The sequence below is a fragment of the Enterococcus sp. DIV0806c genome (assembly GCF_051710905.1).
In the GTDB taxonomy this organism is placed as follows: Bacteria; Bacillota; Bacilli; order Lactobacillales; family Enterococcaceae; genus Enterococcus_B; species Enterococcus_B mundtii.
The window spans coordinates 300745-314410 of the sequence record NZ_JBIOLO010000001.1; the positions used below are offsets into that span (position 1 = coordinate 300745).

Annotated in this window: 13 protein-coding genes and 2 pseudogenes; 13 read left to right on the plus strand and 2 right to left on the minus strand. The window is 33.8% G+C overall.

The window, feature by feature from the left end; translation table 11 throughout:
• Positions 1 to 6 precede the first annotated feature (6 nt).
• Together IGK77_RS01465 and IGK77_RS01470 are read left to right on the plus strand one after the other, a co-directional pair.
• The gene (locus IGK77_RS01465; protein WP_002291912.1) at positions 7 to 1059 is read left to right on the plus strand and encodes a PTS sugar transporter subunit IIC; all 1053 of its coding nucleotides are present in this window, start codon (positions 7 to 9) and stop codon (positions 1057 to 1059) included.
• Positions 1060 to 1324: 265 nt separating this feature from the next.
• Positions 1325 to 1756, plus strand: a pseudogene (locus IGK77_RS01470) (DUF998 domain-containing protein); the annotation flags it as partial.
• A 51-nt stretch (positions 1757 to 1807) separates the two neighbouring features.
• Here the strand turns inward: IGK77_RS01470 and IGK77_RS01475 are convergent.
• Positions 1808 to 3000, minus strand: a pseudogene (locus tag IGK77_RS01475) (IS256-like element ISEfm2 family transposase).
• A 130-nt stretch (positions 3001 to 3130) separates the two neighbouring features.
• Between IGK77_RS01475 and IGK77_RS01480 the strand changes: the two are divergent.
• From IGK77_RS01480 to IGK77_RS01530, 11 genes are all read left to right on the plus strand, one after another.
• Complete coding sequence (locus IGK77_RS01480) at positions 3131 to 3379, plus strand: GlsB/YeaQ/YmgE family stress response membrane protein (RefSeq protein WP_071866166.1); 249 nt, start codon at positions 3131 to 3133, stop codon at positions 3377 to 3379.
• A 198-nt stretch (positions 3380 to 3577) separates the two neighbouring features.
• Positions 3578 to 3982 carry an organic hydroperoxide resistance protein gene (locus IGK77_RS01485; protein WP_002292291.1) on the plus strand — a complete coding sequence of 135 codons (405 nt, stop codon included), beginning with the start codon at positions 3578 to 3580 and terminating at the stop codon, positions 3980 to 3982.
• Between the two features lie 132 nt (positions 3983 to 4114).
• Complete coding sequence (locus IGK77_RS01490; RefSeq protein ID WP_002292292.1) at positions 4115 to 5158, plus strand: hypothetical protein; 1044 nt, start codon at positions 4115 to 4117, stop codon at positions 5156 to 5158.
• 14 nt (positions 5159 to 5172) lie between these two features.
• Positions 5173 to 5736 carry a restriction endonuclease subunit S gene (locus tag IGK77_RS01495; protein ID WP_070828486.1) on the plus strand — a complete coding sequence of 188 codons (564 nt, stop codon included), beginning with the start codon at positions 5173 to 5175 and terminating at the stop codon, positions 5734 to 5736.
• A 589-nt stretch (positions 5737 to 6325) separates the two neighbouring features.
• Positions 6326 to 6682 carry a hypothetical protein gene (locus IGK77_RS01500; RefSeq protein WP_071866167.1) on the plus strand — a complete coding sequence of 119 codons (357 nt, stop codon included), beginning with the start codon at positions 6326 to 6328 and terminating at the stop codon, positions 6680 to 6682.
• Entirely contained in the window at positions 6673 to 7959 is a 1287-nt protein-coding gene (locus IGK77_RS01505) for a hypothetical protein (RefSeq protein WP_071866168.1), read from the plus strand. Before IGK77_RS01500 ends, IGK77_RS01505 begins: the two co-directional genes overlap by 10 nt.
• Entirely contained in the window at positions 7949 to 8674 is a 726-nt protein-coding gene (locus tag IGK77_RS01510) for a hypothetical protein (RefSeq protein WP_071866169.1), read from the plus strand. The genes IGK77_RS01505 and IGK77_RS01510 overlap by 11 nt, the downstream gene beginning before the upstream one ends.
• 9 nt (positions 8675 to 8683) lie before the next feature.
• The gene (locus IGK77_RS01515; RefSeq protein WP_071866170.1) at positions 8684 to 9214 is read left to right on the plus strand and encodes a hypothetical protein; all 531 of its coding nucleotides are present in this window, start codon (positions 8684 to 8686) and stop codon (positions 9212 to 9214) included.
• 327 nt (positions 9215 to 9541) lie between these two features.
• A complete protein-coding gene (locus tag IGK77_RS01520; RefSeq protein ID WP_071866172.1) occupies positions 9542 to 9928 on the plus strand; it encodes a DUF4176 domain-containing protein in 387 nt (128 codons plus the stop codon).
• A gap of 207 nt (positions 9929 to 10135) precedes the next feature.
• Positions 10136 to 10804 (plus strand): hypothetical protein, encoded by a 669-nt coding sequence (locus IGK77_RS01525; protein ID WP_438712859.1) that lies wholly within the window; start codon positions 10136 to 10138, stop codon positions 10802 to 10804.
• A gap of 314 nt (positions 10805 to 11118) precedes the next feature.
• Positions 11119 to 11832 carry a TIM44-like domain-containing protein gene (locus IGK77_RS01530; RefSeq protein WP_071866173.1) on the plus strand — a complete coding sequence of 238 codons (714 nt, stop codon included), beginning with the start codon at positions 11119 to 11121 and terminating at the stop codon, positions 11830 to 11832.
• A 135-nt stretch (positions 11833 to 11967) separates the two neighbouring features.
• Here the strand turns inward: IGK77_RS01530 and IGK77_RS01535 are convergent, their stop codons facing one another.
• Complete coding sequence (locus IGK77_RS01535) at positions 11968 to 13614, minus strand: 6-pyruvoyl-tetrahydropterin synthase-related protein (protein ID WP_071866174.1); 1647 nt, start codon at positions 13612 to 13614, stop codon at positions 11968 to 11970.
• Positions 13615 to 13666 lie beyond the last annotated feature (52 nt).

Below are 13666 nucleotides of genomic sequence, written 5' to 3' on the forward strand. Positions count from 1 at the left end.
GATTGAATGGAAACTTCACAAAAAATATCACCGAAAATTTTTCTGAATAAAGTCCTCGCTGGTACAGCAACAGGAATCATTATTGGATTGATTCCTAATGCAGTATTAGGTGCCATTTTAAAATATTTTAGTGCGTATCCCTTTGCGGTAACGATCGCACAGTTAGCAGTTATTTTTCAATTAGCAACACCTTTGATCATTGGTGGTTTGATTGCCTTACAATTTGGATTTGATCCGATGAGAATGATGGTTGTAGCCGGAGCTTCTTTTGTTGGTTCTGGTGTAGTCAAATTCACACCTGATTTGGGTGAAACGGGTGTTTACGTTGGTGCTGGTACAGGCGATATTATTAATACGATGCTGACAGCATCGATTGCTGTCGGGCTGATTTTACTGATTGGAAATAGTTTTGGGTCAGTGTCGATTGTGTTAACACCGATTGTTGTAGGTGTAGGTGCAGGTTTACTTGGTTTTTATTTATTCCCTTTTGTAACAGCAATTACTTCTGCAATTGGATCATTGATTAATAACTTCACTACCTTACAACCGCTGTTAATGTCTATCTTGATTGGTTGTTCCTTTGCCTTTTTGATTATCTCTCCTATTTCAACAGTAGCAATCGGAATGGCAATCCAACTAGATGGTGTTTCTGCTGGTGCGGCTGCGATGGGCGTAGCTGCAACCACTTTTGTTTTAGTAGTGAACTCTTGGAAGGTTAATAAGTCAGGTGTGACAATTGCGATTGCTTTAGGCGCTATGAAGATGATGATGCCTAATCTATTTAGAAAACCTGTGATTCTTATTCCTTGTTTAGTTAGTGCAGTGATTACAGCTATTCCTGTCGCTCTATTTTCTATTTCAGGTACGCCTGCTTCTGCTGGTTTCGGCGTGGTCGGACTTGTTGGTCCGTTGGCTTCTTTAGATGCAGGGCTAAATGGCTTTCTTGTTGTTCTTTGTTGGTTAGTCATCCCTGTTTTTGCGGCACTAATTACTCAATTTTTATGCGAGAAAGTATTTAAACTGTATGATCGAGAAGAAGTCTTCAAATTTTTAGGCTAGTAGATTTTACTAAGAAATTTTCAATCAATGGATGCGTAAGTGAGATGTCAACAACATCTGACTTACGTTTTTTTGCCTTTTTGAGTAGGAGATTGATGCTGACAACTGAACTCTTCAGTGCCATTCGATTTTTTAAAATGTAGAAGAAACTCACCTTTATGTTATTGATTGTTCAAAAGGCAACTAGAATAAAAATATGTGTTAAAATGAGAAAAAATTTGATTGTTGGATGTATCGAATAATCACTAAAAAGTAGGGGAAGAAAATGATTTTTTTGCAAAAATATGGTTTTTATTTTTTATTATTAGGTGTGATTAGTGATTTATCGACACCGTATATCCTTGGCCTTTTTTATCCCAAACTGAATCAAATGACTACCGTAATTAGTGTGTTTGGTGACGTAGATAGTCCAGTCAGACGTGCTTTCTTGGTCTGGTCAGTTGTATCTGGACTTTTTTTTGTTCTTTCGTTGCCTGCGTTGTATCACCTATTTGTTGGAACATCAAAAACACTTGCAATACTTGCTGTTGCAACAGTTGGTTTATATGGGATAGGTGATTGTATTTTTACTGGGTTATTCAGTATCAATACGAATGAAAGCTCTTGGAATCTATCGACTTGGATCCATAATATAGGTTCTGGGCTAGGCTATGCAGGCTTTCTACTTTTCCCATTGTTACTTGTTCTGCTTTATCGGGGAGCGTCAATAATTTTGTGTAAATAACTCGTCCTTCTGCAAAATAATGGGTTACTCAGTAAACATTGAAGCTAATGTATCCGTCACTTGTTGGAAGCCTTTATGGCTTCTATTTAAGAATTTTTGATTGTATGTATCAAAGATGGATACTAGGAAACGCTCTAGTGATTCTTCATTTTGAAACTGCTCTTTTCTGCGGCTGTATTTCTTGATTTGTTTATTGAAAGATTCGATTAAATTAGTTGAGTAAATGCTTCGGCGGAAACTCATAAAAAGTCAATAAATCTTGATTTTTTATCAGTGACTGCGTCACTTTAGGATAAGTTTTCTGCCACTTCTCAATCATACTCCCTAAAAAGGTATTTGCCTCTTCCTTTGAGCTAGCTTGATAAACAGCCTTAAAATCATCACAGATTTCTTTTCGATCTTTGACACATACTTTGTGAGCAATATTACGGGAAACGTGAACACAGCAATGTTGGTATTTAGCTTTAGGATAAATCTGGTGAATCGTATCTTTCATGCCTTTTAAGCCATCGGTAATAAACAGTAAGACATCATGAACCCCTCTGGAGTAAATGTCCTGTAACAACTCATTCCAAACGTAGGTCGATTCAGTCGGAGCAATCGCATAACTTAGTACTTCTTTAGTGCCGTCTTCTCGTATACCAATGGCAATATAGATTGCTTCTTTGGAGACGGTTTGCCGTTTTAAAGGAATATAAGTAGCATCCATGAAAATAGCGACATACTTATCATTTAGAGTTCTAACTTTAAATGCATTTACTTCTTCAGTCAGCACTTTAGTCATGTTGGACATGGTTTGGGGCGTGTAGTGATGCCCATACATTTTCTCAATCAAGTCTGCGATTTCCGACATGGTAATACCTTTTCGGAAGAGGTGAATGACGGTCTCCTCTAAGGTATCATTCGTCCGTCTATAAGCAGGAACAGTCTGTTGCTTGAACTCGCCCGTTGCGGTCGCGCGGAATCTGGAGATGAAGTTCCCCGTACTCGGTCTTGACCGTACGGTCATAGGAGCCGTTACGAGAATTACCCGTGTTAAAACCAATGCGATCGTACTTTTCGTAATCGAAGAAAGCCGTTAACTCCGTTTTGAGAAGCGTATTGACAGCTTTTTCCAAATGGACACGGAATAATTCATTCAAATCGCCTTTGTTCGCTAGAGTCTTTAGAATTTCTGTAGTAAAATCGTTCTTATGGAAGTCCTCTTTTCTGTGAATGTGTTGTGGTAACTCTATTCTACAGAAGGGACTTCCTTTTTTCTATTTACACAAAATATTTTACACTCTCTTAAGAAGAAGCGTAACATAATATGTGTAATAAATATTTCACAGAAAGAAAGAGAAAATTATGCATTGGTTATGGGTATTAATCGTAGGAGCTATTATCGGTTTGATTGCCGGAGCAATTACAAATAAAGGTGGATCAATGGGATGGATAGCTAACATCGTTGCAGGTTTAGTTGGTTCAGCAATTGGACAAGCATTATTAGGTAGCTGGGGTCCTCAATTAGCAGGAATGGCTTTGATTCCTTCTATCATTGGTGCGATCATCGTTGTTGCTGTAGTATCATTTTGCTTGGGACGTTCAAGAGGTTAATCGTCAATATATCAGCAATTTTACCTATTATCTTAAGGAGCAGCTTTTCGCTGCTTCTTTTTTTGTATAGATAAACTGCTTCTATCACTGATCATCGATGTTGTCTAACTGATGTCGCCGAATGCAAGCATTACCTTTGTCAGATTAAAAAATACTCGTTACACTTAATATAGAACGACGAAAGAAAGGATGATCTCAATGAAAAAAATGTACGAAACAGCAATGATCAATCGTGGAGGCCGTGATGGCGAGGTTGAGGCACCAAACGGAAGTATGCACATGAAGATCGACCGCCCAGGAATCCATAGTGAAGGGACAAATCCGGAACAACTTTTTGCGGCTGGATACGCATCTTGCTTCAACGGCGCGGTTCAACACATGCTGGAAGAAAATAATCTTGAGTCTGATTCTGAAGTCAAAGCACGGGTATCTTTATTTCAATTAGAAGATGGGGGCTACCAAATCGGGGTTGTTTTAGAAGTTTCTTTGCCAGGACTTGAGAAGGACCAAGCAGAGAAAATCGCAGAAGAAGCCCACGCATTTTGCCCATACTCTAAAGCAACAAGAGGCAATATTGATGTGGAAGTGACTATAGTAGAATAAGGGATTCTTAATGTTACTATAAATGAGATTATGAAAGATCCTATAAAGAAACGCTAGTAAAAGAAACATGTAGTTACGGTAATTAATTGCGGTATATGTACGATTGATCGAATAGAACAAGGAGGCAAAAAAATGACACAGCGGGTAGCAATAATGATTTTAGTGTTGCTGGTCATTGGCCTCCTTGTTTACTATGTCCTAAAGTTTAAGCATTGGAAGCAGCAACGGATACATCAGGATATTGAAAAAAAGTTAAAACGGTATCCTATTGTTCAAGCAGCTTGGGAAAAGGCTGAAGCAAAACAATATAACATTCCTGGATTAACAGAAACAAGAATGGTGGTGCCGGAAACCGGCGAAAATGAGGTTTGTCAATGGATGACGCCGCAAGGGTTGGCTTTTTCTCAAGATTTTGTGTTTATTTCTGCCTACTGCTATGACCATCAGCATCATTCTATTATTCATGTACTGGATAGAGAAACAGGACAGCCGATCAAACTGCTGATTTTACCTAAACGGCCACATGTAGGGGGCTTAGTATATGATACAAAACGGGAACTTTTATGGTTGACAATCACAGGATCTGCTACTGGACGAGTAGCCGCTTTACGTTTGATCGATATCTTAGCAGATACATCTGAAGAGACGGGACAGCCAATCGCTTATTGGCTGACAACTGATCTCTCAGAGATTCCACAAGCATCGTATTTGACTCAAAACAATGATCAACTGGTATCTGGCAACTTCACACTAAAAGGTGAAGGACAGTTGACTTTCTATCTATTGCCGACGATAGCTGAAATGAAAACAGCAATTCGCCGCAAAGACAAAATCCAACCAACCGTGACAATGAGCAGAAAAACATCTGATAAGATTCAAGGTGTGGCTTTTTATGGCCATTATCTCTTAGCCAGTCGTTCTTATGGTCCTTATACCTCGGAACTCTTAGTGTCCGAGCGGGACTCTCCTAGCCGGATCCTAAAACGAATCAAATTTCCACCGTATTTGGAACAAATCGTTGTTGTAGAAGATCGTCTAGCAGTATTGTTTGAAAGTGGCGCCGCAGCGTATCGCGAGAAAGCCAATCCTGTGTTAGCCAATGTTTTATTACTAGACTTAGCAACGTTGCTTCATGCAAATAAGCGTCCCAAAAAGATTGCTGCAACTAAAAAATAGTCGGACAACTCAAGATGATCACTGTTGTTCATAAAGAACGACAAGAAAAATCATCTAGCGATGTTCAACTATGGGTTTATTTAGGAAGTATTTCTACTAAGATTCAATATGGCTATACAGATTCGGCGAAAAAACAAGGCAATGTTAAGTTTTTAAGAATCACAGATATACAAGAGGGACGTGTAAATTGGTCCAGTGTGCCTTACTGTGATATTAGTAATTCTAAACTAGTTGATTTAAGATTGGAAGAAAATGACATTTTGATAGCAAGGACAGGAGGAACTATGGGAAAAAGTTTCTTGGTTAAGGAAATAAGTGAGGAATCTGTTTTTGCTTCTTACTTGATTCGAATTAGGTTAGTTGAGAAATTATTATCAGAATACGTAGACTGCTTCTTAGACTCGCCATTATATTGGAAGTTATTAGAAAAAATTTCTTACGGAACTGGGCAACCAAATGTAAATGGTACAAATTTATCTAAACTACTTATACCATTACCACCTTTAGAAGAACAACAACGCATGACTACTAAAATAGAAATGATAAGAAGATCTATTCGTAGAATCAATTTTGAGTAAATATAACGGACCTAGCATCCATTTTATACCAGATGATGCTAGGTCTATTATTTATATTTTATGGAATTTAATTGATTTGTTCTAGTGTTTTAATATTATTACGACAGTAAAAAAATAGTTTGATTCTTCTAACATGAATGACCATCTAGAAGTGGAAATGTATAAAAGATTTATTTTATGAAGTTTTCCTAATATCATTCACTCATGATAGGCAGCTCCGTATCATAAATGAAATAATGATCGATATCACGAATGACTGTCAATAAATGACGGTCTTTTTTTAATGTTATTTTAACGATTATGAAACCAAAACGACGTTTTATGATATGTTCTATTTTTCAATTGATTATTATATTAAAATGGAAATATATCGAAGGTGTAAAGTTAATTTTATCAGTTATTTTATTTGATCAAAGAGCTCATTTTTTTATGAAATAATAAAAATCGTTTTAATCGTTTTAAATATGAAAATAATTCAGAAAAAATTCGTATTTAGTTTAAGAAGGACAGTATCTAAAGAGCAAAGCTATCGTTTAGGAAAAAGAATGTTGCAAGAAATCAACCATCAAATATCTAAGAAGGTGAATGAATGTCAATAGACAATGAAATGATCTATGAGAATCAAAAAGAAATTTGGAAAGTGGAACAGCAACAAGACGAATTAGCAAATGGGAAACGTAGGTTAGAAAACCAGCTCCTTCAATTAGAAAAAGAACTTCAAAGAGGTTTTCGCCAATTATCTGAATTGAATCATGAAGATATCCAACAAGGTATGACCAATGCAATTTGGATGCAGAAGGAGTATGAAGCAAAGCAACAAACATTTCAACAACAATTTCATCAGGCACATGAAGAACTTGATTTTTCGTACAGGAAAACTTTACAAGGATTAGAAGTAGAAAGAGAAGAGTTGTTTGCAGAAAGGAGAACATTTGAGTGGGATTAGTTTATGTGAGTGGGGAATCATCAGAATTTATGTCAGCGTTAAAGAAGAACTTAGCCAGTAGTAAAGAAACGATCAATCAACTAAAGAGAGGAAGTCAAAAAGTCGTGTCAGCTGTTAACGGAAACGAATTATCTGGTGCAGCATATACAGCAGGAAAAGGATTATTTAGTGAATTGATCATTCCGACAATTACACGAACAACGAATGCGATTGAAAAAATTGAACAGGAGCTACAAAGGTATAAAGTCGCGGATCAGATTGTAGCAATGGAAGGATACTTGGATGAGAACAAACTGAACCAGCAACTGGCGACGACGCGAGTTATGAAAGCATCAGTAGACACGACTTCTGCTTTTGTTCAGTCCCAAGCACAAAGTAATCCGTTCGTCGGCATTCTCGAAACATTGCTAAATGTCCAACGAGATCTAAATCGTATGTCAGAGAGCTTTCAACAAGATATTGATCAATTACAAAATAAGCTAAAAAAATTACATAATTTCAATTCTCAAACTAGTGGATTATTCAGTCATAGTTTGGATGAATTGAAACTGGCAATGCAGGGTGTATTAGTGTTAAAGAATACGAGAGTGCGGACAGATGGTTCATATTTGTTACCCGAGGGGATAAATAAAAAGTGGTTTACTTCTGATCAAATGGATATAGAAAATTATGATGAAGTTATTTCAGTACTTCAAACAACAGGGGGGACTCTGGCTAGTGAGAAAACAGAGAAACTATTTATACAAAAAGGAATACAGCATGGTCAAGATGCTTCCGACTATATCTGGAAAAACCGATATTCGTTAGAATTACCAGACGGAAAGATTTTGGGAGAAGTTCCTGGAGCCACTCTAGCTGCAAGAGAATCGGCTGAGAATGCAATAAAAGGGGTATTTAAATATGGAGGTAAGGTAATAACAGAAGGAGCAGGATTATTAATTGGTGTAGGGATAGATATAGTTTCAGGTGATAGTGCTGAAGAGGCTTGGGGAAAAGGAATAATTACAGGATTAGCTAGTGCAGGAGTAGTAAGTGGTATAAAGCTTAGTACTGGAGCATTAGCTGCAGTTGGACTAATTTCTGCTCCTGTAAATATTGGTATAGTAGGTTCTATAGCTGTAGGTATAGGTGTAGGTATTGCGAATGATATTTTAAGAGAAAAATTTAAATTTGTTAGAGATTTTGAAGATAGTGTGGGACAAGCAGTAGTATCTGGATGGGGTGATTTCACTGAAGGGGTGAGTGGTTTTATTGGAGGCCTATTAGATGGAATATAGCCGTAAAATTATTGGTGGGAAAATATATAATATTGCATTTCAAAAAAATAAAATTATTCGCGGATGGTTGTTATTAGTAACAGAAAACAATGAAGAATTTGTTGTTCGACAGAATTCAAATTTGTTAAGGTTGGGCAACTATCATCTGAAGAGAGAAATATATAAATCTAATACTTCTTTAATGAGTTTTTCTGTAGACTGTAAAGAGATAGAGAAAGATTATAAGAAAAAATCGAACAGTAATTACATAGGTAGTGCGGTTGCTTTAGTATTATATCCAATAATAAGAAAAATAGTTCCAGTTGAATGGTTATGGGATAATTCTGATCAATCTTTTAATTTTTCTATAGGTATAAAAAATCTATTGTTTTTTTGGCTAACTATAATAGTTTGCTTGTACTTTTGTTCTTTCTTTAGAAAAAGAAATTTTCTTTTTAAAATGATGAATAATGATTTTGATGTAAGTTTTTTAGGAAAGATAAATCTGATTAATAATTCTAAATATACAAAAAAAGTATGGACAATAAATAATCTAGTTGGTCTAGCTTTGATTATTTGTTTTACAATCATTTTTTTGTTTATAATACCTTTTTTAGTACAAGCAAGATTGCTAAGTTTGTTGAGTTTTTATATAGTTAAAATTTTTTTGTTCAATGGTAAAGTTTGGTTCGTTAATAATGATGTGAAATATATAATGTTAGAAAGTGTATCTTGAGTAAATGATATGGAAATAGAAGATGGTGAGATTAGAAATTTATGCTTTGATAAAAAAAGAGTAATTCCAGGTTGGTGTCTATTGATTTCAGATAATAATGAAGAATATTTAATAAGACAAAACAATTTCATGGTAGGTTTAAAGCAATATAGAGTTAATAGAAAGATCTATCAAGCCAGTATTTCTTTGAGTGAATCCAGTATTTCTGGTTTAGAAATGGAGAAGGAAATCAAGAAAAAATCAGAAAAAAGTTATTTAGGAGTAGCCATTGGACTTCCTTTAAGTAACTTAGTGAGGGACTTTATTCCACAGAATTGGCTTTGGGGCAAAAGTAATTTGCCAATAGATATGTTGGAAGGAATCATCAATTTATTATTCTTCTGGTTAACATTAGTCGTTTGTCTTTCTGTTGTCTCTTATTGGAGAAAAAATAGATTAAAAATGGAATTAGAAAAAAGAGGTAGTTCTTTAAAGCTTATAGGTAAGGGATATGCAATTACTCCATTGATCATTACACAAAAAAATTTAAAGTGGTGGTGAGAAGAATGAAGATGATTCATTGCGTAAAGGTATTAATAGTAGGGATAGGATTGCTTATATTTTATGGCATATTTACGCTAGTGCTTCCTTTTTTGATACAAGAAAGATTATTATTTTTTCTTACAGTGTTTATTCTTGTGAGTACTATATATAATGGCAAAATATATTCAACAAAAAAAGTGAAATATAAAATAATATTTGATAAAGATGATCGGTAAATATGTATATCCTTTTTTTGTATTAAATTTCTTATGGAATAGAAGTCGGAAATACAGAGATTGAGCCTACTAATAGCAACAGCTATAATAACTAGAATGGAGAATACATATGGAACAAACTAACTTATTGCCTTTGGGTAGTGTTGTGTACATGAAAGAAGGAATTATGCCATTACTAATTGTTGCGCGACAACCGATTTTGAAGATGCAAGAGGAAATTTATTACTTAGATTATGCTGCAGTAAATCAACTAACTGGTTTAAATAATATTGAAGAAATAGCGTATTTTAATAACGAGGACATTCGAGAAATTTTATATCAAGGATATATAAGTGAAAATGAAAAAACAGTTTTAACAGCCTTAGAAGAATGGAAGCAAAATAATTTGGATATCCCTAAAGGTAAAGTTATTGATCTAAAACATACTTCTAAGAAAAAAGAATACGGGGATTTAGGAAAAAAATCTTTATTGGAAGGAGAAACATTTGGTTTTTAATTTTATATTGAGTTAATGAGAATGCTAGCAAGGATTATTAAGCCCATCAAATACAATTTAAAGATGAGGAGGAAGATCGTTTTGGTTGGTTTTTTATGAAAAAATCACAGAAATAAAATACTATAGAACTGTTTTGAAACTAATTAAGTAATAGCTTATAGTGCTAAATTTTCCAGAATCAACTGAGAAACTTGAAGGAGGCTTTAGATGATAGGAAACAACTGTGCCCAAGAGATTAAAAGAATTAATGGCAGATATTATTTACTGGAATTAAATGATGGATTGTACATTGTTGATTATTTTAAGTTAATGAGGCTGAGAAACTTTTTTCCGTTTAGTACCTTTTACGACAACGCTCCGAAAAAAAGTTGGACTGCATATAAAGTAACTGGATCAGCAGAAATTTTTGAAGGTAAAAAAATACCTGAAATACAATTTTATGTTCCTGAATCTTATGGAATTTTCGGAGTTTTTGTAATTAGTCCTTTTCTTATATTTTTGGGCTATCTTGAATCAATATATTTAGCTCTATTGATTGGTAGTGTTCTTAGTACATATGGAATAATATCGACCTGTCGACTATTACATAACAATAAGAAAGTGAAAGAAATCGTTAAAGATACGACAATTGTACAGTTAGTACTTGTTGAAAATAAAAGGTCAAAAATTTATTTATTTCTGAGTAATTTTTTATCATGTGTATATGGTATGTTTATAGGTTACCTATTTATATCGGCAATTTTATCAGGTGACTTTTGGAAAGTTATTTTTGTTTCATTAGTATCACCTACAATTTCATTAATATTTGGAAAAATCATATCAAATTTTAGAGAAGTTCCAGATGCATCTTCTAAATATCAAATTGAAAAAAGATGAAAATTACATAAAAGATTATCAATTGAAATGATTGTATATTTTGAACCCATTATTCTAATCGATTATGAGGATAAACAAAAGATGAATGTGTGAAAAGAAATAATATGACTACCAAAATTTAAGTTTCTGTTGAATGTGTATGTATTTTTTAGTCCACCTCTAAGCATTTAGGAGCATAGGTGCTGTATCTTTGAGAATCTATCAAGAAATCCTACCAAATAAAGAAAATTAGGAAATCATTCATTGTTCCATAGGAATCTTGTAATAATTATTTGATAAGGTATCATCGTGGGGGATTGAGAAAGAGGGTTCAGATGAAGAAAACTTATCAAGTGATTTGTCTATTGATCATGGCTTTTTTGTTTTTTACGCCCGTTCAAACTTTTGCCGTAGCAGGTGGGCATGGTGGTGGTTCAACCGGTGGGGGCTCTGGTGGCGGTTCGATAGGGGGAGGTTCCAATTCCTATTATCGGAGGAGTCGGACGACTAATAGTAACAGTACATCAGAAGATTTTCTCTTTGTTGGCTTATCATTAGGAAGTATATTTGTTTTTTCTTTATTTAAAAAAAAGAAAACGCACAATATGGATATCAATGATTTGTTATCAAGAATGCCTGGAACAAAGCGTGAAAAGAAAAAATTGCTTTCTGAGATCAACAGAATCTTTTATGCAATACAAAAATCTTGGGAAGAAGAGGCTCCTGAAAAAGCAAAAAATTGTTATACTTCAAGATTATTTGAAGAACATCAGCAAGTGTTACAAAAAAATAAAGATGACGGTGTAAGAAATCATACAACGAAAATAGCCATTCAAGAATTGGCTAACTACCGACAAATCAATGATACTAGTTTCTCTATTCGAATCGATTTTAGTTGTTTCGATTACTTAGTCGATCGAAAGAACCAGCAGTTGATTTCAGGAGATAAGCGGGAAAGGCTTTATTTTTCGCAAGTATGGTATTTCAACTACTCTGAAAAAGACAAAATTTGGCAAGCAGATTTTATTCAACCGATATTTTTAGATTGATAGCGTGTCTTTAGAGGATAAATGATCAACCATATAAAATAAGATGACAAAAAAGAGGATTGAAGAATCAATAAGATGCTTCAGTCCTCTTTTTATAGTTATTGAAATAGATGATTCTCTATCATGATTAAATAACTAAAAAATGTCATTCGTGATATGAGTATAATGGGATCCTAACTTAGTCTTATAGGAATTATATAAGAGAAAAATCAGGAAAATCATCAATGAAATTAGAGAGAGATATCTTGCGAAAATAGCGAGATTTGTATAGGTATAAGTAATCACAATTGTGTTTTTACCGGGTGGGATGACTAACTCAGTTGTACCTATTGAAGATAAAGAAGTTTCAACTGGAGTGTTATTCACTGTTGCGATTTGTCCATCATAATGGTAAAGAGATGTTGTGAAAACTGATTTTTCATTATTTTTATTATCAACTTTAATTGTATATTTACTATTAGTAAAAGAAGTCTCGGGTTTTATTTCCTCATTATTAAGGAAGTATTTATGATTGTTAATCACATCTGGATATTTTATTGATTCTTTATTTGCATAATCAGTATGCTGGTAGTTCTCGGCAGCAGAAATAGCATTTTCAGGTTCGATGCGAGTTAATGAGTCATTATTCGCTACTAGATTAATTATCCCAGAAAAATGAAGGGTAATCCCAATTAGAGTAACACTGATGATTTTTATCATATTTTTTTTATTATATAAATTATAATAGATTAAGATACTTATTGTATAAGCTAAAAACAATGAAGTGAAGCCATTCAATCGCCAAATAAATTGTAGGCTCTTTATAGGGGTACTGTTCAGTAATTTTAAGGGAAATAAACTAGTACAACAAAAAAGTGTAAATATACCAAGCGCGAAAATGAATTTATCAGTAACTTGCAATTTTTTTACAAAAGTAAAAGTTACTAATAATCCAATAAAAATAAAGAATCCGATTGTATAATTTCTATAGTTATTATTTAAAATATGAGAGAGCATATCACTAGGAGCCATCCCGATTAATTCTCTTCCTTGAGGTACTTTGAGTTCTTGTGCGCTAGATTGCTGAATAAATGGAATTAAAAAAGCCGCACTTAATAAAAAGGTCACTGTAGTTGCTTTTAACAAGCTTAATAATCTAGACATTTTATTATTCCAAAAATAAAAAGATAAAATTATGGTGATAGCTATAAAGCCTGTAACCATTGCTACCGATAGTAAATGTGTATAGACTACTAAAGTCATACCAATAGTAAGCCAATACCACTTGCTATAATCGCCCACATATATTTCATAACAACCAACCAATATTAGAGGTAAAAAGGTTAAAGCAACTGCTTCTCCTAGTGAGGCTCTAAAAAAGATATCAATTGCGCGATAGCCTGCAAATGTGTATATGATAGAAAATAGTAGAGCGATGTATCTGTTTCTTTTTAATTTATTCATTGAGAAGTAAGCTATTAACATTGTTAAAAATGTTATGAAAAAATAGTATAAATTATAACTCAATACAAGATTACCTGTAATTTTAAAGAAAAAACTAGCCGGGTAAAAAGTTAACCAAGGGTAGAAAACGTTTATCATAGTACCATGATGGGCAAAATTATTAAAATTGACTGGAGAATCCCATACATTATCTAAACCTACAAGGCGTGACAAATGAAAATATGTGTCTTGAGACGAGTTATGTAAGATTCCATGTGTCAAAAATAAAGGTAGTACATACATCATACTTAAGCAAAGCATAAACATGATATCTATTAATTGATATTTATTCTTTTTCATCTTTTTCTCCTTTTTTTTCATCTATTACTAAAAACATTTAATAATATTATAA

Bases quoted from the DNA above. Each gene is read 5' to 3' on its own strand.
- IGK77_RS01530 (WP_071866173.1), top strand. From the start codon at position 11,119: ATGAAGAAAACTTATCAAGTGATTTGTCTATTGATCATGGCTTTTTTG.
- IGK77_RS01480 (WP_071866166.1), top strand. From the start codon at position 3,131: ATGCATTGGTTATGGGTATTAATCGTAGGAGCTATTATCGGTTTGATT.
- IGK77_RS01510 (WP_071866169.1), top strand. From the start codon at position 7,949: ATGGAATATAGCCGTAAAATTATTGGTGGGAAAATATATAATATTGCA.
- IGK77_RS01515 (WP_071866170.1), top strand. From the start codon at position 8,684: ATGGAAATAGAAGATGGTGAGATTAGAAATTTATGCTTTGATAAAAAA.
- IGK77_RS01485 (WP_002292291.1), top strand. From the start codon at position 3,578: ATGAAAAAAATGTACGAAACAGCAATGATCAATCGTGGAGGCCGTGAT.
- IGK77_RS01525 (WP_438712859.1), top strand. From the start codon at position 10,136: ATGATAGGAAACAACTGTGCCCAAGAGATTAAAAGAATTAATGGCAGA.
- IGK77_RS01500 (WP_071866167.1), top strand. From the start codon at position 6,326: ATGTCAATAGACAATGAAATGATCTATGAGAATCAAAAAGAAATTTGG.
- IGK77_RS01490 (WP_002292292.1), top strand. From the start codon at position 4,115: ATGACACAGCGGGTAGCAATAATGATTTTAGTGTTGCTGGTCATTGGC.
- IGK77_RS01465 (WP_002291912.1), top strand. From the start codon at position 7: ATGGAAACTTCACAAAAAATATCACCGAAAATTTTTCTGAATAAAGTC.
- IGK77_RS01495 (WP_070828486.1), top strand. From the start codon at position 5,173: ATGATCACTGTTGTTCATAAAGAACGACAAGAAAAATCATCTAGCGAT.
- IGK77_RS01520 (WP_071866172.1), top strand. From the start codon at position 9,542: ATGGAACAAACTAACTTATTGCCTTTGGGTAGTGTTGTGTACATGAAA.
- IGK77_RS01535 (WP_071866174.1), bottom strand. From the start codon at position 13,614: ATGAAAAAGAATAAATATCAATTAATAGATATCATGTTTATGCTTTGC.